The following is a 21724-nucleotide window of genomic DNA, read 5'->3' on the forward strand; positions in this document are numbered from 1 at the left end:
TTCCGTAAAAAGGCCGCTCATCATGAGCGGCCTTTTTGTTTCTGGCTCTTTACCAGCGTCGATCCAGATCGGCGGCATAGAGGGCGATGGCGTGCAGATAAGGGGTCAGCGTCGGACTTGTCGCCGTCTCTGGCAGTACCACCAGCAGGCTTTCCATTCCCTCCTTGTGGCGCCTCAGGTTGTAGCAAACCATGGCGCGAAATACCTTGAACTCATTGGCATCGGAGAAGTGGGCCAGCCCCTGCTCGAAGGCGACCAGCACCCCAGTGGCGCGATAAGAGCTGCCAAGGCCGAGCCGAGCGCCACGCAGCGCCTCACCCGTCAGTCCCTGTGCGCTGGCCAGCAGATAGAGGGGAATAGCCTGCGCCTCTTGCCCCTAGTTATCGTGCAGGCAGGCTACTTCGTCATGCAGTCCGGTATCTCGTGGAGGCTTGATGAGCTGCAGCAGGCCGTGCTGGCGAGCCTCTTCTATCCTGCCCTCGGCCTTGAGGCTTTCCAATCGTTTCATATGCGCTCCTGCATTGGGATGTGAAGGTACTATGTCTGCACGTCAGCGAACAGGGAGCGTGGCAAGTATCTGATAATGTGGGAGAAGGAGCCAGCCAGTATGAAAAGACCTCCTGCCGTGTGGGAAGGAGGTCATGAAGGTCAGGGGCTCATTTCCCCCGAGGACAGCTGAGCCCTCGGGGGAAGCCTGAGAGAGCTCCCGGGGCTTATTGGGCGCTTAGGGTATAGGCCAGGGTCTGGTCGTTGAAGCGAACCACATAGGCACCAACCACGGAAGTGGTGATGTCGGCGCCGGTCAGTTCGGCCACGCCATCCTTGTTGGTATCGCCGTAGTTCTGGGTCCAGTCGCCCTTGATGTCGAACTTGAAGCGCTGTCCGCCATTGGCATCACCTGCGCCGGTAAAGTTGACAGTGGCCTGCCACAGGTGATCGCTCACCAGAGTCATGGGGGTGGTGCCCCAGCTGTTGGTGGTGCCACGAATGTTCAGGCTGGCGAAGTTCTTGGCGTAGCTGATGCTGACGGGTGTCAGGCTGTAGGCCAGGGTCTGGTCGTTGAAGCGTACGCGGTACTGACCGGTGACTGTGGTGTAGATGTCGGTACCAGTCAGATCGGCCACGCCATCCTTGTTGTTATCGCCGTAGTTTTGGGTCCAGTCACCCTTGACGTCGAACTTGAAGCGCTGGTTAACCTGTCCATCAAAGGTGACCTGCGCCTCCCACAGGTTGTCGCCGACCAGGGTCATGGCCAGAGCGTCCCAGCTGTTGGGGGTGCCGCGGAAGCTCAGGGTCGGCAGCACACTGGAGTAGGTGCCGTTGACATCGGTGACGTTGACGGTGGCGCTGGTACTTGAGGTCAGCCCCTCGGCATCTGCCACTGTGACCGTGATGGTGTGCAAACCCAGGGTATCGAACAGCACGCTCTCGGTTTTGGCATTGCCGCCACTGGACCAGCTGTAGCTCACAACAGCGGTATCGTCGCTGGAGGCGGAGGCGTCAAACACCAGGCTGTCACCGAGCTTGACGCTGATGGTTTTGGGCGATATGGCGGCGATCGGCGCCTGGTTGTTGATCAGGGGCGTCACCGTATAACTCATATCGTTCTCCTTGAGGGAGATGCGGTAGGTGCCTGCACCGCTGACGTAGATGTCCTTGGTACTGCCCTTGTCGGCAATACCATCCCCCTCGTTGTCACCATAGTTTTCCGTCCAGTTGCCATAGACATCGAACTTGAATCGTTGGGCTGCGGTGGCATCATCGGCACCAGTGAAGGTAACTGTGCTGGTCCAGACGCGGGTGGCATCGACCGTCATGGCGGTGTTGCCCCAGGCGTTCTGGGTACCGCGAATGTTCATGCTGGTGAACTTGTTGGTGGAGATAGGTTCACCACAAGGAGTGCTCTTGGTGCAGCCCGCCACAATGGCTGCGGCCTTCATACCGGGTACGTTGAGAGCGGCCTTGCCGCTGCCGTCTACCGTGATGTAGCTGCCGTTGCAGTAGCTGTCGCCGCTCAGTATGTTGCAGTACTCGCCAGCCGGCAGGCCGGTCGGCACTGTGGCTACCAGGTTGCCGCTCTCGTTGTTGATGGCAACAAAGCCCTTGTCACCACGACCGAAGGCTATCTGGTTGTTGCCGTTGTCCCACCAGTTGTTGACTGGCTGGCCATCAGTTCTGTTATGGAACAGGGCCATGTTCATGATCATCGGGCGGCGTTGCTCGCAGTTCCACTGGGCGTCGGAGCACGGGGTGCTGGGCGGGGCGCCCTTGTCGGTCTCGTATTTGCTCAGGTCGGCGAAGCGATAGCCCGACATCACCTGCTTCCAGCCATATGGCCAGGCCATCATGAAAGTGTTGGCCAGTTCATAGCGGGCGCCGTTCATGAAGGTGAGCATGCCACCGCCGCCGTGGCCACGCTCGCGGTCGTGGTTGACCACGAAGACGAAAGCGCTGCTGGAAGGGAGTAGCCCCCAGCTCTCGCCCAAGGTCTTGAGGTTCTTTATCTGGCCGTTGAAGTTGGCAGCGAGATCGGTACCGTATTTGAAGTCGGTGACCCGATCGATGTAGGTGTAGCGGTTGGGCTGGATGTCGGCTGACTCGCCAGCGGCGCCAATTACCTCAAGGTAGGCCTTGGGGGTGCCAGCCTTGTCGAGGATCGCCTTCACGTCGGCAGGGGCCATGTGCTTGGCCGCATCGATGCGAAAGCCTGCGACCCCCCAGCCGAGCAGGGTCTTCATGTAGGTGGCTATTTGATCCTGCACGTAGGAGGAGCCGGTGTTGAGATCCGGCATGCCGTAGAGGGCACCATTCCAGACGTTGCTGCTGTCGCTGTAGCTGGTGATGTCGCCGCTGTGGTGGAAGTCGTTGTAGCCGAACTGGGGATACAGGTACTGTCCCGAGTTGTAGCTGCCGCCGCCCGTTGCGGTACCGGTACCAGAGGCAAGCTGGTTGAAGACGGCGTCGGCATAGATCTTGACCCCTGCGGCGTTACAGCGAGCGATCATGCTCTTGAGTTCGGTCTCGCTGCCGCCAAAGCTGTTGAAATTCTTGAAGCTGACAGGTTGGTAGACTGTCCACCAATACTCACTTCCCTGCTTGTGTTCAGCCGGTGGCGTGATCTGCACGCCACCGAATCCCTTGGGACCGAGTACCTTCTCGCACTCGTTGGCAATGTCGTTGAACTTCCATTGGAACAGGTGGACCATGACGCCTTCGGCTGCGGCGCTGTGGCTGAATGAGCCCAATATCGCGGCCAGCATGGCAGTTCGAAACAGTGTGTTATGCATGACGATTTTCCCTTCGACTTTGCTGTTATTGGTGTATCACTGCATGAATTTCGAACGGACTACGAACAATCCTCGTTCGGCTCAGTAGCATTGATGAAATTGGCGAGGTTGAAAATCGAACTGTCGAAATTAGTTAATAATTGTGAATGAAAATGCTTTCATTGACTGTGCATCCGAAGGGATTACCGCGTCTCACCGCGGGTGAGAGGGGGGGGAGGGAGCATGCAGTAGAGAGGGGCGGAGATGGTGCTGCATGTGGTCAAAGGGAAGAAGGGATAACAGGGGCCCTGAGGGGGCCCCATGAGATGTCAGGCGTTGGGCTCCTGCTGCTGGAGCCGTGTACCCCGACGTCGGGGCAACATACGGGCCACCAGATTGCTGCGCTGGCGCCAGGAGGTGAATACAAGTGCAGTCAGGTGCAGAGCGATCAGCCCTTGCAGTGTCCAGGTACACCAGACGTGCCAGTCGTCCGCTCCCAGCTCAAAACCCGTCTCTGTATTCTGGAACCAGCCGCTGCCGGCTGTGGCCAGAATAGTCAGCCATAGTGCCCATACCGCCAGCTTGCCGCTGCCGTGATGGCCGGGGGCCGGTGGCGTGCGCTCGCGCAGCTCCACCGCTTGCTGGCGAAAATCTTCCCGGCTTGGGATGAGGGCTCGCAGCCGGGCATGACCTTTGGCAAAAGAGAGTCCCCACACCAGACGCAGGCTGATCAGGGCAATGGCCAGATAACCCAGCCGCTCGTGCCATTCCTCGCCCGCCTCGTTGAGCCAGAGGTTGCCGATACAGATGGCCGCCACACCCCAGTGGGTGAGGCGAACCAGACTGTCCCAGTGAAAGGGATCAGCCTTTTTGCTTGGCATATTTGTGGTACTCCTTCTTCAGGTCATTGACCTTGGCCAGGTGCTCACGTGCCTTGGCCTCATCACCCGCCTTGAGTGCCGCCAGGCTGGCATCCAGTTCAGTCTGTACTTCGTTCATACCTTCCAAAAACTTCTCTTTCTTGGCGGCAGGCATGTTCTTCTGTTTGGCAACGTCGAACTGAGCCTTCATCTCGTTAATGTACTTTTCCATGGTGGCTGCATCGTCGGCTTTGACGGCTTGCTTGTAGTTGAAGCCGATCTTCTTCATCGGTTGTTCCAGCTCACCGGCGATGGCAGGCAGGGTCATCAGGCCAAACATCAGGGGCAGCAACAGGGGGCGAACAGTTTTCAACATGGGATTTCCTTATTTAACGACATGCTTATCGATTTTGTATGGCTTCTTATGAACCCTTGTTTGGATTCGTCACAGGCATGATGCCATGACATTGCGTGAACTGTTTGTGAATATTGCTGTTTTTTGTCACAAAGGGTAACGGGGAAGGGGGAGATGTGAGGAAGATGCTGAGTCAACCGAACCATGCAGCTCCGGCCATGATGCCGGGCCAGCTGGCCGTCGGATAAGTCGGATAAAGAGAGGGCCCTGCCGGGCCCTGCTCATTACTGCTGCTGTTCACGCTCGATGGCACGCCAGCCGATGTCCTTGCGATAGAAGACACCGTCCCATTTGATGCGAGCCGCCAGTTGATAGGCGCGTTGCTGCGCCTCGGCTACTGTGTAGCCAAGGGCTGTGGCACACAGCACGCGGCCACCGGCGGTGATGACGGTATCGCCATCCAGCTGTGAACCGGCGTGGAATACCTTCTCACCGCTTGCCTCTTCGACCGGCAGGCCGCTGATGGGCTTGCCCTGCTGATAGTCGCCGGGGTAACCGCCGGCCGCCAGCACCACACCGATGGCGACGCGAGGGTCATAGATGGCTTCGACCTGATCCAGCTTGCCGGCGCAGGCTGCCAGGCACAGCTCCACCAGATCGGAGCGCATGCGCAGCATGATGGGTTGGGTCTCGGGATCGCCGAAGCGGCAGTTGAACTCGATCACCTTGGGATTGCCCTGACCGTCGATCATCAGGCCGGCGTAGAGGAAGCCGGAGTAGACGTTGCCTTCTGCCGCCATGCCACGCACTGTCGGCATGATGACCTGTTCCATCACCTTCTTGTGCACGTCAGCCGTCACCACGGGGGCCGGGGAGTAAGCCCCCATGCCACCCGTGTTGAGCCCTGTATCACCATCGCCGACCCGCTTGTGATCCTGACTGGTGGCCATCGGCAGCACGTGTGTGCCGTCTACCATGACGATGAAGCTCGCCTCTTCCCCGTCCAGAAACTCCTCGATTACCACTCGGGCACCGGCATCGCCAAAGGCGTTGCCGGAGAGCATGTCACACACCGCCTCTTCAGCCTCGGCCAGCGTCATGGCAACGATGACCCCTTTGCCGGCAGCCAGGCCATCGGCCTTGATGACGATGGGGGCGCCCTTCTGGCGCAGGTAGGCCAGTGCCGGCTCCACCTCGGTGAAGTTCTGGTACTCGGCGGTCGGGATGGCGTGACGGGCCAGGAAATCCTTGGCAAAGGCCTTGGAGCCTTCCAGTTGGGCGGCGGCGGCGGTCGGGCCGAAGATGGCCAGCCCCTCGGCGCGGAATGCATCGACCACTCCCTTCACCAGCGGCGCTTCCGGGCCGACGATGGTGAGCCCGATGCGTTGCTCCTGGGCAAAGGCAAGCAGGGCCGGGATGTCAGTGGCCGAGATGGCCACGTTTTCGATGCTGCCCTCGTGGGCAGTACCGGCATTACCGGGGGCGACGAACACCCGGGTCACCAGAGGGGATTGCTGGGCCTTCCAGGCCAGGGCGTGTTCACGGCCGCCGTTGCCAATGATCAGTACTTTCATCGTATCGCTCGCTTCTATTTGTGGTAACCGGCTCGGCCGCAGATGGCACATCGCCGGTTGAAAATAGTCAGTTGAAAAGAGACAACAAAAGGGCCGCCAGCGGCGACCCTGACCCATCAGTGACGGAAATGGCGCATGTTGGTGAACACCATCGTCATGCCGTGTTCGTCGGCGGCGTCGATCACCTCCTGATCGCGCATCGAGCCACCTGGCTGGATAACGCAGGAGATGCCGGCGGCGGCGGCGGCATCTATGCCATCGCGGAACGGGAAGAAAGCGTCGGAGGCCATGACGGAGCCCACCACCGTCAGCCCTTCATCCTCGGCCTTGATGCCGGCGATCTTGGCGGAGTAGACCCGGCTCATCTGGCCGGCACCGACACCTATGGTCTGGCCCTCTTTGGCGTAGACGATGGCATTGGATTTGACGAACTTGGCCACTTTCCAGCAGAACAGCAGATCTTTCAGTTCAGCCTCGGTTGGCTGGCGCTTGCTGACCACTTTCAGGTCACCTTGCGTCACCATGCCAAGATCCCGCTCCTGCACCAGCAGGCCGCCGTTGACCCGCTTGAGGTCAAACCCTTGGGCCGGCGCCGTCCACTGGCCGCATTCGAGCAGGCGCACGTTTTGCTTGCTGGCAACGGCATCACGGGCTGCCTGGCTGATGCTCGGGGCAATGATCACCTCGACGAACTGGCGCGCAACGATAGCTGCAGCAGTGGCACCATCCAGTTCGCGGTTGAAGGCAATGATGCCGCCAAAGGCTGAAGTGGGGTCGGTCTGGTAGGCGCGATCGTAGGCAGTCAGCAGGTCACTGCCGATGGCCACGCCACAGGGGTTGGCGTGCTTGACGATGACGCAGGCCGGCTCATCAAACTCTTTTACGCACTCCAGCGCCGCGTCGGTGTCGGCGATGTTGTTGTAGGAGAGCGCCTTGCCCTGCAGTTGGATGGCACAGGAGACAGAACCTGGTGCAGCCTGTTCCTCGGCATAGAAGGCGGCAGCCTGATGGCTGTTTTCGCCGTAGCGCATGTCCTGCTTCTTGATGAACTGGCTGTTGAAGGTGCGCGGGAAACGGGACTCGGCGTCGCCCTCCTTGTTGTCACCATAGCTCGGCACCATGGTGCCGAAGTAGTTGGCGATCATGCCGTCATAGGCGGCTGTGTGCTCGAAGGCTGCGATGGCGAGATCGAAGCGGGTCGCAAGCTGCAGGCTGTTGCCGTTGGTATCCATCTCGCTGATCACGCGGCCATAATCGGTAGCCTTGACGACGATGGCCACGTCTTTGTGGTTTTTGGCGGCGGAGCGCACCATGGTCGGGCCGCCGATGTCGATATTTTCGACCGCATCAGCCAGAGTGCAACCGGCCTTGGCCACGGTCGCGGCGAAGGGGTAGAGGTTGACGACAACCATGTCGATGGGGGAGATAGCGTGTTGGGCCATGATGGCGTCATCCTGATCGCGACGACCGAGAATGCCACCGTGAACCTTGGGATGCAGGGTCTTGACCCGGCCATCCATCATTTCTGGGAAACCCGTGTAGTCGGAGACCTCGGTCACCGGCAGACCCGCGTCGGCGAGCAGCTTGGCGGTACCGCCGGTGGAGAGCAAGGCCACGCCACGTTCGTTGAGTGCCTTGGCAAATTCCAGGATGCCAGTTTTGTCAGACACACTCAGCAGTGCACGGCGAATGGGTCGAGCTTGTTCCATCACACTATCGTCCTCAGCATAACGGGGACTGTTCCATGGGAGGCGAGGCTCAACACAGAGAGTCCCCAAATAAATGGAAGTGGGGGATTTCGCAAACCACTCTCGCCAAAAAGACCTGCTGTTGGCAAACGCGTTTTAGGAAATGCCCGCTTGACGCGACGCTCTCTTGTGGGCGCGTATTCTACACAAAAAATGTGAACTGTGGTGGATTTTTTAAGGTGGCAAAGCCTTGCCTGGTGCGGTGTTAAACGTTTTCTGGTTGTTTTTTGTGAAACGTTTGTCTTTTCGGTGTTTTTGATGGAAAAAAGTGACGGCAGCACCTTTTGGTTGTCCGTTCCCTGCCCTTGGCTGGCAATCAATGGGCAAAGGGGCGATAGTGGGTTCCGGTTTTTTGAACGGCAAATCCAATGGGGGACAGGGCATGTATCGGATCGGGGAATTGGCCAAGGCGTGTGGAGTGAAGGCGGATACGCTGCGCTTTTATGAGAAAAATGGACTCATCTCGCCGGGCATTCGCAATGAGTCCGGCTACCGTCTCTACGGCGAGCAGGACAAGCGGCGACTGGAGTTCATCATACGCGCCAAGTCGGTGGGTTTCTCCCTTGCCGACATAGGTGAGCTGCTGGATCTGGACACCAACAAGGCCAAGGTCACCTGTCAGGAGGTGAAGGCAGTGGCCGACACCAAGCTGGCTCAGGTGGAGCAGAAGATCATGGAGCTGACCCGCTTTCGCGAGAACCTGCGCGAGCTCTCCAACATCTGCTGTGGCGGTCCACGCTCGGCGGAGCACTGCGCCATCCTCGAGACACTGGAATCCGGTGCGCCCTCCCGCCATGAGCACCACGACCATGAGCACTGAGCGCCGCCGGCCACGGGTATCCGCCTTTCTCGCTCTGTCCCTTGACGGCTTTATTGCGGGAGAGGGCGGCGATCTGGCCTGGCTTGAGCCCTACAACGGCGACTCCCAAGAGGAGACAGGCTACAGTGCGCTGATGGCCAGTGCGGATACCTTGCTGATGGGGCGCAACAGCTACGATACCGTACTCGGTTTTCCAGAGTGGTTTTATGGCGACAAGCCCGTCGTTGTGCTGACACACAGACCCGCCGCCGCTCGTGCCCATGTCTCCTTCAGACAGGGAGAACTGGCACAGGTACTGAGCGAGTTGTGGCAGGAGGGGTGTAGACATATCTATCTGGACGGTGGCGAGGTGGTGCGGCAGGGATTGCAGGCCGCACTGGTGGACGAGCTGACCCTGTTCTGGGTGCCGGTCACTCTGGGGGCTGGCGCACCTCTATTTACGGGCGCCCTGCCCGGACGGCTCACGCCGGTCTCAAGTACCGTGCTGCAGAGCGGGCTGGTACGGGTTATCTATCGTCCCGCCTGAGCATTCCATTTGGACCCTTTCTGGCGGGATGATAGAGGTGCACAATCGGCACGTTTTTTCGCCGCCTGCCCCGGATCTGTGGTGGCAGGGGCGATGGGCATACACACAACCGCATCAAGGAGCCGATATGGCCAAGAAGAAGGTGACCCTGGTCACCACCGAGCCCGCCTGCGAACATCTGCGCGGAATCATTCAGGACAATCACCTCAAGGCATTGGTGACGTCTCCCTTGTTCCAGGCAAGGGTTGAGCCGAGCAAGAAGGGCAGGGGCAGCTATCAGCGCAAGGCCAAGCACGGCAAGCGGTGGGAGCCCGGTCAACAGCAGAGGGTGCGCGTCTGCTGCTGAGCGGGTTTCTACTGAGTTGAAAGCAAAAAAAAACGGGGCGCCAATGGCGCCCCGACTTTTTCTCTATACGACAGAACTTGCTCACTGTCTTGCCGCAAGATCGTGAACGAGTTCTCACTCATCCATAAAGAGTTCGAGCAGCACGTTGAGATAGCGATGGCCGAGGGCGGTGAGCTGCCAGCAATCCCCCAGGTCTTCGATCAGCTCCTTAGTCTGGGCAATCGCGAGCATTGTCTCCACCCGCTCCAGGCCCAAGCCGGTGTAGGCCTCGAACTCTGCCTTGGGGGCCGGCTCGAATAATCTGAACCGGTTCATGAAGTACTCCAGCGGCAGTTCGTCCTCGGTCACCTGCCACTGGTTGTCCAGGTAGGGGCGGGCGGGATCCAGATAGCCTTTCGGGTGCTTCACCTTGGCGCTGCGCAGTATCTGGCCACTGGCCAGATCCGTCATCTTGCCGTGGGCGCCGCAACCTATCCCGAGATAGTCGCCAAAACGCCAGTAGTTGAGGTTGTGGCGGCACTGATAGCCCGTTTTGGCATAGGCCGAGATCTCGTACTGGTGATAACCCTGGGCGGTGAGCATGGCGTGGCCCTGCTCGTAGATGTCCCACAGGGTGTCATCCTCCGGCAGCCGTGGCGGCTTGGAGGCAAAGGCCGTGTTCGGCTCTATGGTGAGCTGATACCAGGACAGATGCGGCGGTGCGCAGTCGATGGCCTGCTGCAGGTCATAAAGGGCATCGTCCAGGCTCTGATCCGGCAGGCCGTGCATCAGATCCAGGTTGAACGTGGGCAACTTGATGGCGTGGGTCAGGGCGGCGGCCTTGCGCGCCTCTTCGGGGCCGTGAATGCGGCCGAGCCGGGTCAACTTTTCTTGCTGGAAGCTCTGCACCCCGATGGAGATGCGGTTGATGCCTGCTCGCTGGAAGCCGGCGAACTTGTCCGCTTCCACCGTGCCCGGGTTGGCCTCCATGGTGATCTCGCAATCCGGGGTCAGGGCGATGCGGGCGCGTACCCCGTCCAGCAGGGTCTGCATGGCTTCCACACTCAATAAACTGGGGGTTCCCCCGCCGATGAAGATGGAGGAGAGCGAACGCCCCTGCGCCCACTTCAGATCCTGATCCAGATCCTCCAGCAGGGCGGTCACATACTCGAGGTGAGGCAGCTCCCCTTTCTGGGCGTGGGAGTTGAAGTCGCAGTAGGGGCACTTCTGGACGCACCAGGGCACATGGATATAGAGGGAGAGGGGCGGCAGTTGCAACATGGGGCTTCCAATGATCAAACATAAAAAACGGGGGCTGACGGCCCCCATTGTAGATGAAATGCGTGCCAGCGTATGCTGGCGCCTTGTCCGGACTCAGTGAGTCGCCGCCAGGGCGGCTTTCAGCCTGGCCAGTGCCTGGCCGCGATGGCTGAGCTGGTTTTTCAGCTCGCTCGGCATCTGGGCCGAGGTGCAGTCATGCTCGGGGACGAAGAACACGGGGTCATAGCCAAAGCCGTGCTGACCGCGGGGTTCGTCGATGATCATCCCCTCCCAGCTTGCCTGGCAAATAATGGGGGTGGGATCGTCGGCGTGGCGCATGTAGACCAGCACGCACCAGAAACGGGCGCTCTTGAGATACTCGGGAGCCCCTTTCAGCTCGGCCAGCAGCTTGTCGATGTTGTCCTTGTCGCTGGCACCCTCACCGGCAAAGCGGGCGGAGTAGACGCCGGGACGGCCGTGCAGCAGATCCACTTCCAGACCTGAGTCGTCGGCAACCGCCGGTAGGCCGGTGATGCGGGCGGCATGGCGGGCCTTGATGATGGCATTCTCGACGAAGGTGGTGCCGGTCTCTTCGGCATCGGAGACCGCAAACTCGCTCTGTGGGATCACCTGGATCTTCATATCGGCCAGCATGGCGGCCAATTCCTTCACCTTTTTCTGGTTACCTGTTGCCAGGACAAGCTTGTTCATCGAGCACCTCCGCAAAAATAATCTGCGCATTCTATGCGGGGCTGGCGTGGAGGAAAAGCGCCAATTGCCCTGGATCACCCTTGCCGGGGCTGTCATGAGATGTGGATAGAATGAATGTTTCCTGAATGGAATAACATAAGTGATTAAATACCATTTCAATTCATTACTGTGAGTCAGTAGACTCGCGCCCCAATCAATTTTTCCCATGCCACGAGGTGACTGATGCCATTGATACTTTTGCTTGTTCTACTGGTGCTGTTCAGTCCGCTGGCCATCGACATCTATCTGCCCGCCATCCCGCAGATGGCCGAGCAGCTGGGCGCCGAGGTGACCCTGATGCAGGGCACCATCACCTGGTTCCTGTTCAGCATGGGACTGGGGCAGCTGCTGGTAGGCCCGCTCGCCGATCGCTACGGCCGCAAGCCCATCGCCTTGGGCGGTGTGCTGCTCTATGGTCTGAGCGCGCTGGCGGCCGGTTTTGCCGCCAGCCTGGGTGAGCTGATGCTGGCGCGAGTCCTGCAAGGCTTCGGTGCCTGTGCCACCTCGGTCGCCGCCTTCTCGGTGGTGCGTGACAGCTATGGCCCCAAGAAGAGCGGTCAGATGATCTCTTATCTGAATGGTGCCATCTGCTTCATTCCTGCCCTGGCGCCGCTGCTCGGTGGCTGGCTCACCGCCAAGGCGGGCTGGTCGGCCAACTTCTGGTTCATGGCCGGTTATGCGGTGATCGTCGGCAGCTGGTTGTTGTGGCGCATGCCGGAGACCCGCCCGGAGGAGACCAGCAGCAGCGGTCCGCTTATCAGCTGGGCCCGCTACAGCCCGGTGCTGCGCTCCCCCAGCTTCCTGTTCAACGCCAGCCTCTGCATGCTGGCGATGGCGGTGATCCTGGCCTATGTCACGGCAGCGCCGGTGCAGCTGATGGTGAAGCTGGGGCTGGACATGAGCGGTTTCAGCTACTGGTTCACGGCCAATGCCGCCCTGAACATCCTGGCCTGCTTCTTGGCGCCCCGCTTCATTGCCAGAGTGGGGCCAAGACGCACCCTGCGCATCGGCCTGTTGGTGCTGCTGCTCTCCGCCATCGTACTGACTCTGGTTATGCACATCGAGCACCCGTTGGCCATGATGGGTCCGGTATTTCTCTCCAGTATCGGTTTTGCCATGATCCTGGGGGCCGCCGCCGGCATGGCGCTGGCACCGTTCGGTCACTGTGCCGGCACAGCGGCCGCCTTGCTCGGTCTGTTCCAGATGAGCGGCTCCGGCGCGCTGGTGGGGATCACAGGTTGGTTGATGCCGGATCCGCTCAATCAGCTGGCGCTGCACATGTGGCTGTTGTTGCCGCCCCTGTTGCTGCTGTTGACCCGTCAGGGCCGGCGCTTGTGTTTGCAATAAATCCTGTGCTCTGATGGGCACACTCAGGGGGCCATGAGCCCCCTTCTCTTTTTGCAGGTGGCCTCTCGCCTGCGCCCCATGACACAGACCCGTGGAGATAACCGGATGAGCCAGACTCTCAACGCCGCCCTGGTGGGCTATGGCTTCGCAGGCAAGACCTTTCACGCCCCCTTCCTGACCAGTACCCCCGGGCTCTCCCTCGACTGGGTGGTGAGCCGGGATGCCGCCAAAGTGCAGGCCGATCTGCCCGGTTGCCGGGTTGGTTCGCTGGCAGAGGTGTTGGCCGATCCGTCGGTGGATCTGGTGGTGATCGCCACCCCCAATGATACTCATGCCCCGATCGCCCGCCAGGCGTTGCTGGCCGGCAAGCACGTGGTGATCGACAAGCCGTTCGCGCTGGATCTGGCCGAGGCGAAAGCGTTGGTGGAGTTGGCCGGGAAGCAGCAGCGGCTGCTCAGCATCTTCCACAACCGGCGCTGGGACGGAGACTTCCTTACAATACGTCGTTTGCTGGCAGAAGGTACTCTGGGGCAGATCGCCCAGTTTGAATCCCACTTCGATCGCTACCGTCCCGAGGTGCGCCAGCGCTGGCGTGAAGCGGGTGGCCCGGGTTCCGGACTCTGGTTCGATCTCGGCCCTCACATTCTGGATCAATCACTCCAGCTGTTCGGTCAGCCAGACTGGCTACAGGCCGATTTGGCGCAGCAGCGCCCCGGTGCCCTGGCGGATGACTACTTCCACCTGGTGCTGGGTTATGGCGAGCTGAGAGTCATATTGCACGGCAGCTGTCTGGTCTCGGCTACCATGCCGCGTTTTGTCATCCACGGCAGCGAGGGGTCGTTTATCAAGTTCGGCATGGATGTGCAGGAAGATCAGCTCAAGCTCGGCAAACGGCCACCGGCGAAGGACTGGGGCGTGGATAACGAGCCCGGCCAGCTCAGCCGCATTCGGGATGGTCAGCTCCAGCAACAGATTGTGGCCGGTGAGGCGGGCGATTATGGTGCCTACTATCGCGGTATCTGCGCCGCCATTCGGGGGGAGGGGGAGAACCCTGTCCCGGCCGGTGAGGCGCTGGCCGTGATGGCGCTGCTGGATCTGGCCCGTGACAGTCACCAGCAAGGGAAACGGCTGGCTTGTCAGAACTTGTCTGACTGACATTCACATTCTGCTTCTCACCCGTATGGAGGTAATCGCCGTTTATCGCCAGTAATGACGCCGGTGTCGGTGTTTTATTATACAAGTTGGCTGAATGGTGAGTGTTTTGTATTAATGTTTGTCGTTGTAGCAGTTCTTTTCATCCAGCCAACGAGAAAATATCATTGTGATACTCGTTTTCATTGGGTGCGTATGGGGATATATTTCGCGCGCCTCTTGGCTCCCGGCCTATGGGTTTCTAACCGGGGAAAAGACGCACTGTGATGGTTGAACGAACCATCTCTTCATATTTTTTTGAGGGTATGCACATGAACAAAGTACTGGTAGCCGGTATCCTGGGTCTGATGTTGACCGCTTGTGGTCAAAAAGAAGAAGCCGCCGCTCCGGCCGCTACTCCGGCCGCCGACGTTGCTGCAACTGTTGAGAAAGCCGCTAGCGAAGCCACCTCTACCGTAGAGAAGGCTGCTTCCGAAGCGACTGCAACCGTCGAGAAAGCTGCCTCCAAGGCTGAAGCCGCAGTGAGCGATGCCAAGGCCAACTAAGCCTGCACCTCATCTGAAGACGGGCCCAAAGGCAACTTTGGGCCCGTTTTTTTATGGCCGATTCAGACCGCCGGGTTGAGACGGGAGGTGAGGATATGATCTTCCCAGCGGCCGTTGATCATCAGATAGTCACGGGCCAGGCCCTCTCGCTCGAAGCCGAGGCGCTCGAGCAGGGCGCCGCTGCGTAGGGTGATGGACTGGCTTATAGCTGGCCTTATGGCACCTAGACCGCCGGGTTGAGACGGGAGGTGAGGATATGATCTTCCCAGCGACCGTTGATCATCAGATAGTCACGGGCCAGGCCTTCTCGCTCGAAGCCGAGGCGCTCGAGCAGGGCGCCGCTGCGTAGATTGGCTGGCATATAGCTGGCCATGACGCGATGCAGGCCGTGCTCTCGAAACAGGTACTCAATCCCGGCCTCGACCACTTCCTGCATAAGGCCCTGGCCCTCATGGGCTTGATCGATGGCATAGCCAAGATGGCAGGCCTTGAACATGCCCATCAGTATGTGGGTGAAGTTGCAGGTGGCGATCACCTGCTCGCCCTGGGGGTCGAGCGCCACCAGATGAACGGCGCTGCCGTTGAAAAACTGGCCATAGCTGTCGCGCAGGCGGCCATGCCAGTGACTCAGGGTATAGAAACTCTCGTCTCTGCTGGGTTCCCAGGGGGTAAGGTGGGCCCGGTTGCGCAGATAGAAATCCAGCATCAGGCTGGCCCGCTCGGGCGGCAATATGGTGAGCCGGGTACGGGCCGTGCTGAGGTGCGGTAGTGCCATCAAGGTCCCCTCTGTGGATTCATAAGCATGGTGCCGGCCAGGGCGGCCTGCGGCCCTCAGTGATCTCGCTGCCTTAGCCACTCGTCGCGCAGCAGGCCGTAGTGGACGTGATCCACCACCCGATCCGCCAGCCGTTCTGCACGGCGGGTGATCCCCTCCTGCTGCATGCCGAGGCGTTCACACACCGCCCGGCTGGGCTCGTTCTCCAGCGCCGCGCTGATCTCGACCTTCTCCATCCCCATCTCCTCAAAGGCGTGATGGATCAGGGCCTGACAGCCACGGGTGATGATGCCATTGCCCTGCCAGCGCTCTGCCAGCCAGTAGCCGATGCTGACCTTGGCCAGCGCCTGATCGATCTGGTTGTAGCCGATGACGCCCACCACCTCGCCCTGATACTCGATGGCGGTGGTCAGCCCCTCGCCGCGGGCAAACTTCTCGATGGCGTGGCGAATGAAGGTGGCGCTGTCGGCCGGCTGCTGTATGTAGGGTGGCCAGGGCAGCCATTGGGTCAGGTAGTCGCGGTTCTCCCTGCACAGGCCAAAGAGTTCGCTGGCCATGTCGGGCTGCAAGAATAGCAGCGCCAGTTCATCGTCCAGTTGCCATGAAAACATCCTTACCTCCCTGCTGTGTATTGGCCCGGTACGGGCCGCCAAACAGCCAATGTAGCCAATCAACCCCTTGTGGGCCAAGGACTTTCAGTTTCTCGCCCGCGTTCGCTATCCCCATATGGAGGGGCCTGTCTTGGGGGCTGTGCGGGGCCTTGTCATTCTTCGCCCTTTTTTAGCGTCATTCACTGTTTCTGGTTCGACTTTCGTTACCAAATATATGCGACAGCAGATCCTGCTGTCGGTTTGTGCTGCGCTGTCACATATGACAGGCAGCAATTTCGATCGTGCGAACTAGTGTAGGAACGCCGGGCAATGGACCCGGTGTGTAATCTTCATCGACTTAAGGAAAGACAGATGAACAAAGTCTATTTGGCCGTGGTATTGGCCTGCTGGGGAAGCGCAGTCTTGGCTGCAGAACAGGTTGACGTACATCAGGTGGCGGGTATTCAGGGGGCACCGAGTGGCGCCGCAGGGGTGAGCGCGCTGGCCGGGGATGGCGAGTTTCGTCAGGTGCGGGCGGTCAAGCTGCCCAACGGTCAGCAACGGGTACGCTATGAGCAGACCTGGCACGGCATCCCGGTCTGGGGCCAGGTGCTGGTGGCCGAACAGTCCCTCGGTGGTCAGATAAGCCAGGTCTCCGGCCAGATCCTGCGCCAGATCGATGCCGACGTGGCCAGCCCGACTGCCGCCCTGTCACCGGCCGATGCCGCTGGCAAGGCTCGTGCCGGGACCAAGGGCAGCAACGAGCGGGTCAAGCTGTTCGTGATGCAGGATGAGGCCGGTCAGGCCCGTCTGGTCTATCTGGTCTCCTGGCTGGCGGCAAGCGAGCAGCCGAGCCGTCCCTTCGTGGTGATCGATGCCCAGAGCGGGGCCGAGCTCAAGCGCTGGGAGGGGATCAACCACAAGGACGCCACAGGCCCGGGTGGCAACGTCAAGACCGGCAAATACTTCTACGGATCCGACTTCGGCCCGCTGCAGGTGGATGACAGCTGCCGCATGACCAGCCCGAACGTGGATACGGTCAACATGAATCACGCCACCACGGGTGGTGCCGTGCACCAGTTCACCTGCCCGGAGAACACGGTCAAGGAGATCAACGGTGCTTATTCGCCGCTCAACGATGCCCACTACTTCGGCAACGTGGTATTCGACATGTACCGTAACTGGTACAACACGGCGCCGCTCAGCTTCAAGCTGAAGATGCGGGTGCACTACAGCCGCAACTACGAGAATGCCTTCTGGGACGGCAGCCAGATGACCTTCGGTGACGGTGCCACAACCTTCTACCCGCTGGTGAGTCTGGATGTGGCTGCCCACGAGGTGAGCCACGGTTTTACCGAGCAGAACTCGGGCCTGGTCTACTCGGGTCAGTCGGGCGGCATCAACGAGGCCTTCTCCGACATGGCGGGGGAAGCAGCCGAAAATTACATGAAGGGCAGCAACGACTGGCTGGTAGGGGCACAGATCTTCAAGGGCAACGGCTCGCTGCGTTACTTCGAGGATCCGACCCGGGATGGCAAGTCCATCGGCCATGCCAGCGACTATTACGACGGCATCGATGTGCACCACAGCTCGGGTGTCTACAACCGTGCCTTCTACCTGCTGGCCAACACCAGTGGCTGGAATACCCGCAAGGCTTTTGAAGTGTTCGTACTGGCCAACCGTCTCTACTGGGGCGCCAACACCACCTACGATCAGGGCGCCTGCGGCGTGACCAAGGCGGCCACCGATCTGGGCTACAGCTTGACCGACGTGGCGGCGGCCTTTACCACGGTCGGGGTCAATGCCTCCTGCGGCACCACACCGCCCCCCTCCGGCAGCGTGCTGCAAAACGGGGTACCCGTGACCGGTCTCTCCGCGGCCAAGGGTGGCAAGCTGAACTTCACCATAGACGTGCCGGCCGGCAAGAGCCAGCTGGTGGTCGCCAGCAGTGGCGGCACCGGGGATGCGGATCTTTATGTGAAGTTCGGGGCGCTGCCGACCGGTACCAGCTATGACTGCCGTCCTTACAAGAGCGGCAACACCGAGACCTGCACCCTGAATTCGCCCAAGGCGGGTACCTGGTATGTGCAGCTGAGCGGTTTTAGCGCTTTCTCCGGGGTGACCCTCAAGGCGAGCTACTGATCCCTGGTTGATGTGACTTAGCGTTTGGCGCCGGACTTGTCCGGCGCTTTTTTTATGCGGATTTACCCGCCCAGCGCCGGGCCAGGGTGCGGGCGGCTTCCAGCACCCGCTCCTTGGCGGGGTTGGGTCGCTTGCCGCTGCGCCAGGCCATCATGACATCCCAGTGATCCGGCGGCAGATCCACCACATCCAGCTGGACCAGGCGGCCAAACTCGAGATCCCGGCTGATGGCGAGCGCCGGCATCAGGGTGATGAAACCGTGCTCCAGCGCCAGCTCCCGCGCCGCGCTGGCAGGCTGGATGGCGTGCAGCGGGCTCGCCACCTGGCGTAGCAGTCGCAGTTGCAGGATCAGCTCGTCGCAGCCAGTGCCCCATTGCTGGGGGGCCAGCCGCTCATTGGCTATGTCCTGCAGGGTCAGGCCCTGCCGCCCGGCCAGCGGATGGGTGGCGCAGGCCACCGCTATGATGGGAGAGCGGTAGAGCAGCTCAAGCTGGATGCCGGCGATGGCGGGGCACTTGAGGATGAAGCCGACGTCTGTCTCACCGGTCAGCAGCTCCTGCATGATGATGCCGGAGTGATCCGTGTTGCAGCGGATCTCGAAGGTCTCGTCGACCAGTGCCAGCAATAGAGGGCCAAATACCACAGTGGTCAGGGAGGGTAGGCAGGATAGTTTGATGCGGGGCAAGGCCGGCGCACCCTGCATGGCCAGCCGGCCCCCTTCCAGTGCAGTGAGGGCCGCCGCCGCCGCAGGCATGAACTGCTCGCAGGCCGGGGTCGGTGTGGCACCGCGTCTGTGGCGGCGAAACAGGGGTTGTCCCAGCGCCTGTTCCAGCACGGCGATCCGCTGACTGACCATGGGTTGCGACCAGCCGCGCACAGCTGCCGCCTTGCTGAAGCTGCCGCGATTGACCACATCCAGTAGTAATTGCAAGTCATCCAGGGTCATAGCCATAAGGTAATCCAATATGAAATATAGGCAGTTGTCGGCTACCACTATATCTGGCGCCCTCCCAGAATAGCAGTCTCAATCGTTGTGCACTGGCATATTGCCATGGCAGGTCAGGGACTTACAGTCGCCCTTGACCCGGTTTGACGACGGCGTCATCCGGATGATGAAACGAGCGAGTTGGATGTCATTAGCAAAGCAGGGGTCAGATAGTCATGGTGGAGCGGGCGAGGCGGTTGGGGCGGTGGTTTTTGGCGTTGGATTCCCTCTTGGTGATCCTGGGATTTTTCGTGGTGATGCCCATGATCAGTCTGCGTTTCGTGGACCAGCTTGGCTGGGCGGCCGGGGTGGTCGGTCTGGCGCTGGGGCTGCGTCAACTGACCCAGCAGGGGTTGGGGGTACTGGGTGGATCACTGGCGGACAAGTTCGGTGCCCGGCCACTCATAGTAGGCGGCATGTTGCTGCGCGCCGCAGGATTCGCCAGTCTGGCCTATGCCCAGAGCGGGTTGGAGCTGATCCTCTCTTGCATCATCTCGGGGCTGGGCGGCTGTCTGTTCGATCCGCCACGGGCCGCTCTGGTGATCAAGTTCACCCGGCCGCGGGAGCGGGGTCGCTACATCTCCCTGCTGATGATGCTGGAGAGCGCGGGCGCCGTGGTGGGGGCCCTGCTCGGCAGCTGGCTGCTCAATTTCGACTTCGAGTATGTCTGCCTGCTGGGGGCTGGGCTGTTTGTCTGCGCGGCCCTGTGCAACCTGCTGATCCTGCCTCCCTACAAGCTCTCCCAGCGACCGACGCCGATCCGGGCCGGCCTCGGCCAGGTGCTGGCGGACAAGGCCTTCTGTCGGCTGGTGCTGATCCTCAGTGGTTACTACGCGCTCTGGGTGCAGGTGATGCTGATCTTCCCCATTCTGGTCAAGCAGATGGCGGGCAGCACTACGGCGGTGGGCTGGATGTATACCCTGGAAACGGCCATCTCGCTGGCGCTGCTTTATCCGCTGGCGCGCTATGGAGAGCGACACTTCAAGCTGGAGAGTCGGCTGATGGTCGGCGTATTGCTGATGACGGCCGGCATAGGGCTGGTGGCGTTTGCCACAACGCTGTCCGCTGTCTTCATGCTGCTGGCCTGTTTCTATCTGGGGATCGTCATCGCCGAGCCGGCACGGGAGACGCTGATGACCAAGCTGGCGCAACCGGGGGCGCGTGGCAGTTATATGGGCTTCAGTCGGCTGGGGCTGGCGCTGGGGGGCATGACAGGATACGTAGGAGGCGGTGCCTTGCATGACCACGCCCATCTGCAGGGGCAGCCCTGGTTGCCCTGGCTGGTGTTGGGGACGGTCGGCGTGACGACCTTGCTACTGCTGGTGAACTGCTTTCACCGCGAACCGAGCCTGGCGCGGGTCAACGTCTGACAGGCAATAAAAAACCGGCCGCAGGGCGGCCGGTAAAAAATACAGTAGGCAATTCAGGGAAGACTTAGAAGTTGTACTGCAGGGCCACGGCGACCACGTCGTCGGTGTTCTTGCCCAGAGTATTCATGTTGGTAGAACCCACTTCGTCCAACAGGTTGATCTTGTAATCAACGTAGGCGTTGAAGTTGTCGGTGAAGTTGTACCAGGCACCGATGGAAACGTATTCGGTGGCGGTGTCATCGATATTGTGAGCGCTGTCCTTCACGTCGGTACGCAGGTAAGCCAGAGACGGCTTGAACTTGCCGATGGTGTACTGGGCAACGGCTTCGTAGCCATCCATCTTCTCGGCATAGCCGTTGAAGGTGCTGACGTACATGTGGTCTTCACCGTGGGAGTAGGTGGCGGCCAGGTAGAGGTCGCCGACGGCGTACTTGGCACCTACACCATACAGTTTGGCATCGGTATCGCCACCGAAAGTCGCGTTGGCAGCCTGCTCGTCGGTCTTGCCTGCCTGGTTGTAGGCGGTACCCAGGCTCAGGCCCATGTCGAAGTCATAATTGGCGGACACGGCGAAACCTTCGGCAGAACCTTTAGTCCAAGACGTGGAGGAACGATCAGCATTCTGTGGATCGTTGTTGCCGGTGAACTGGGCACCCAGGGTCAGGCCCTGATAGGTGTAGATGTACTGGGCCAGGCCATTGGTACGGCCGGTGCCGAACACTTCGGTGTCTTTACCCAGGCCATCACCGCCCCATTCTGGCAGCACGTCTGTGTAGTTGTTCACGGCTTTGGTGAACAGACCATCCTGACGGCCATAGCTGAAGGCACCGAAACGATCGTGCTTGATGCCGGCGTAGGCATAACGCAGCTCGTCGTTGTCGGAACCGGAGGCCGGCAGGTTATATTCGGCAAAGCCGAAGGCCTGCATTTCGGGGGCAATCTTGGTCTCGCCGGCAAAGTGCAGACGCAGGTAGCTCTGGTCACCTTCAGCGTCGTTAGAATCGTTCTCATCGGTACCGTAGTACATGCCTTGAGCACGGCCACCGATCTCGAGTTTGGTGTCGTTCTGGTCATAGACGGTAGCGGCTTGGGCACCACCGGCCAGCAGTACGCTGGAGATAGCCATAGTCAATGCTGTCTTTTTCATTGTTCGTTCCTCTGGTGTAAACACTGTCGGACCTGTGCTCGGCCCTGTTGATCGGTTTCTGTTCCGATAACCCAGAGTAGATCTGTGAACCTTGATAGAAACTGAAGCGCACGCGGATTAATTAATGATTTGACGCAAAAACGGGGCGTAAAAAACGGCCCAGAGCGGGCCGTTTGAGAGTTTATGG

General features: G+C 60.2%; 20 protein-coding genes and 2 pseudogenes. 8 read left to right on the forward strand and 14 right to left on the reverse strand.

What is annotated here, in order from left to right; all coding sequences use genetic code 11:
• Window positions 1-49: 49 nt before the first annotated feature.
• The 7 genes and pseudogenes from ACW5XD_RS19335 to purH all read right to left on the reverse strand — a co-directional run.
• Window positions 50-364: pseudogene (locus ACW5XD_RS19335) on the reverse strand (tetratricopeptide repeat protein); the annotation flags it as partial.
• A gap of 12 nt (window positions 365-376) precedes the next feature.
• Window positions 377-508 carry a hypothetical protein gene (locus ACW5XD_RS19340; RefSeq protein WP_456496276.1) on the reverse strand — a complete coding sequence of 44 codons (132 nt, stop codon included), beginning with the start codon at window positions 506-508 and terminating at the stop codon, window positions 377-379.
• 205 nt (window positions 509-713) lie between these two features.
• Window positions 714-3287: an alpha amylase C-terminal domain-containing protein gene (locus tag ACW5XD_RS19345; RefSeq protein ID WP_456496277.1), complete on the reverse strand. Its 2574-nt coding sequence runs from the start codon at window positions 3285-3287 to the stop codon at window positions 714-716.
• A 308-nt stretch (window positions 3288-3595) separates the two neighbouring features.
• Window positions 3596-4147, reverse strand: coding sequence for a cytochrome b/b6 domain-containing protein (locus ACW5XD_RS19350; protein ID WP_456496278.1), 552 nt, complete (start codon window positions 4145-4147; stop codon window positions 3596-3598).
• Complete coding sequence (locus tag ACW5XD_RS19355; protein WP_456496279.1) at window positions 4128-4502, reverse strand: cytochrome b562; 375 nt, start codon at window positions 4500-4502, stop codon at window positions 4128-4130. The genes ACW5XD_RS19350 and ACW5XD_RS19355 overlap by 20 nt, the downstream gene beginning before the upstream one ends.
• Window positions 4503-4765: 263 nt before the next feature.
• Window positions 4766-6055, reverse strand: coding sequence for a phosphoribosylamine--glycine ligase (gene purD / locus ACW5XD_RS19360; RefSeq protein ID WP_456496280.1), 1290 nt, complete (start codon window positions 6053-6055; stop codon window positions 4766-4768).
• 116 nt (window positions 6056-6171) lie between these two features.
• On the reverse strand, window positions 6172-7764 hold the full coding sequence (gene purH / locus ACW5XD_RS19365; RefSeq protein WP_456496281.1) for a bifunctional phosphoribosylaminoimidazolecarboxamide formyltransferase/IMP cyclohydrolase: 1593 nt from the start codon (window positions 7762-7764) through the stop codon (window positions 6172-6174).
• Between the two features lie 421 nt (window positions 7765-8185).
• On the opposite strand from purH, the gene zntR reads away from it, so the two are divergent.
• From zntR to ACW5XD_RS19380, 3 genes are all read left to right on the forward strand, one after another.
• Window positions 8186-8623: a Zn(2+)-responsive transcriptional regulator gene (gene zntR, locus ACW5XD_RS19370; RefSeq protein ID WP_456496282.1), complete on the forward strand. Its 438-nt coding sequence runs from the start codon at window positions 8186-8188 to the stop codon at window positions 8621-8623.
• Window positions 8613-9149: a dihydrofolate reductase family protein gene (locus tag ACW5XD_RS19375; RefSeq protein WP_456496283.1), complete on the forward strand. Its 537-nt coding sequence runs from the start codon at window positions 8613-8615 to the stop codon at window positions 9147-9149. Before zntR ends, ACW5XD_RS19375 begins: the two co-directional genes overlap by 11 nt.
• 127 nt (window positions 9150-9276) lie before the next feature.
• Complete coding sequence (locus ACW5XD_RS19380; protein ID WP_456496284.1) at window positions 9277-9495, forward strand: alternative ribosome-rescue factor A; 219 nt, start codon at window positions 9277-9279, stop codon at window positions 9493-9495.
• 114 nt (window positions 9496-9609) lie between these two features.
• Here ACW5XD_RS19380 and hemW read toward each other — a convergent pair whose 3' ends face one another.
• Together hemW and ACW5XD_RS19390 are read right to left on the reverse strand one after the other, a co-directional pair.
• A complete protein-coding gene (gene hemW, locus ACW5XD_RS19385; protein ID WP_456496285.1) occupies window positions 9610-10755 on the reverse strand; it encodes a radical SAM family heme chaperone HemW in 1146 nt (381 codons plus the stop codon).
• A 93-nt stretch (window positions 10756-10848) separates the two neighbouring features.
• The gene (locus tag ACW5XD_RS19390) at window positions 10849-11445 is read right to left on the reverse strand and encodes an XTP/dITP diphosphatase (protein ID WP_456496286.1); all 597 of its coding nucleotides are present in this window, start codon (window positions 11443-11445) and stop codon (window positions 10849-10851) included.
• 222 nt (window positions 11446-11667) lie between these two features.
• On the opposite strand from ACW5XD_RS19390, the gene ACW5XD_RS19395 reads away from it, so the two are divergent.
• The 3 genes from ACW5XD_RS19395 (at window position 11668) to ACW5XD_RS19405 (ending at window position 14528) form a co-directional block, all read left to right on the forward strand.
• Entirely contained in the window at window positions 11668-12831 is a 1164-nt protein-coding gene (locus ACW5XD_RS19395; protein ID WP_456496287.1) for a multidrug effflux MFS transporter, read from the forward strand.
• A gap of 105 nt (window positions 12832-12936) precedes the next feature.
• A complete protein-coding gene (locus ACW5XD_RS19400) occupies window positions 12937-13986 on the forward strand; it encodes an oxidoreductase (RefSeq protein WP_456496301.1) in 1050 nt (349 codons plus the stop codon).
• Window positions 13987-14294: 308 nt separating this feature from the next.
• Window positions 14295-14528: a hypothetical protein gene (locus ACW5XD_RS19405; protein ID WP_042872803.1), complete on the forward strand. Its 234-nt coding sequence runs from the start codon at window positions 14295-14297 to the stop codon at window positions 14526-14528.
• A 62-nt stretch (window positions 14529-14590) separates the two neighbouring features.
• Here the strand turns inward: ACW5XD_RS19405 and ACW5XD_RS19410 are convergent.
• From ACW5XD_RS19410 to ACW5XD_RS19420, 3 genes and pseudogenes are all read right to left on the reverse strand, one after another.
• Window positions 14591-14713: pseudogene (locus tag ACW5XD_RS19410) on the reverse strand (30S ribosomal protein S5 alanine N-acetyltransferase); the annotation flags it as partial.
• Window positions 14714-14751: 38 nt separating this feature from the next.
• Window positions 14752-15303, reverse strand: coding sequence for a GNAT family N-acetyltransferase (locus ACW5XD_RS19415; protein WP_456496288.1), 552 nt, complete (start codon window positions 15301-15303; stop codon window positions 14752-14754).
• A gap of 56 nt (window positions 15304-15359) precedes the next feature.
• Complete coding sequence (locus tag ACW5XD_RS19420) at window positions 15360-15914, reverse strand: GNAT family N-acetyltransferase (RefSeq protein ID WP_456496289.1); 555 nt, start codon at window positions 15912-15914, stop codon at window positions 15360-15362.
• A 351-nt stretch (window positions 15915-16265) separates the two neighbouring features.
• Between ACW5XD_RS19420 and ACW5XD_RS19425 the strand changes: the two genes are divergently transcribed.
• Complete coding sequence (locus tag ACW5XD_RS19425; RefSeq protein WP_456496290.1) at window positions 16266-18035, forward strand: M4 family metallopeptidase; 1770 nt, start codon at window positions 16266-16268, stop codon at window positions 18033-18035.
• A 52-nt stretch (window positions 18036-18087) separates the two neighbouring features.
• Here the strand turns inward: ACW5XD_RS19425 and ACW5XD_RS19430 are convergent, their stop codons facing one another.
• Window positions 18088-18987, reverse strand: coding sequence for a LysR family transcriptional regulator (locus tag ACW5XD_RS19430; protein ID WP_456496291.1), 900 nt, complete (start codon window positions 18985-18987; stop codon window positions 18088-18090).
• Window positions 18988-19196: 209 nt separating this feature from the next.
• Here ACW5XD_RS19430 and mdtH point away from each other — a divergent pair, with 209 nt between their 5' ends.
• On the forward strand, window positions 19197-20390 hold the full coding sequence (gene mdtH / locus ACW5XD_RS19435) for a multidrug efflux MFS transporter MdtH (protein WP_456496292.1): 1194 nt from the start codon (window positions 19197-19199) through the stop codon (window positions 20388-20390).
• Window positions 20391-20454: 64 nt separating this feature from the next.
• Here the strand turns inward: mdtH and ACW5XD_RS19440 are convergent, their stop codons facing one another.
• Window positions 20455-21537, reverse strand: coding sequence for a porin (locus ACW5XD_RS19440; protein WP_456496293.1), 1083 nt, complete (start codon window positions 21535-21537; stop codon window positions 20455-20457).
• Window positions 21538-21724: the final 187 nt, after the last annotated feature.

This window comes from Aeromonas enterica (assembly GCF_054052465.1).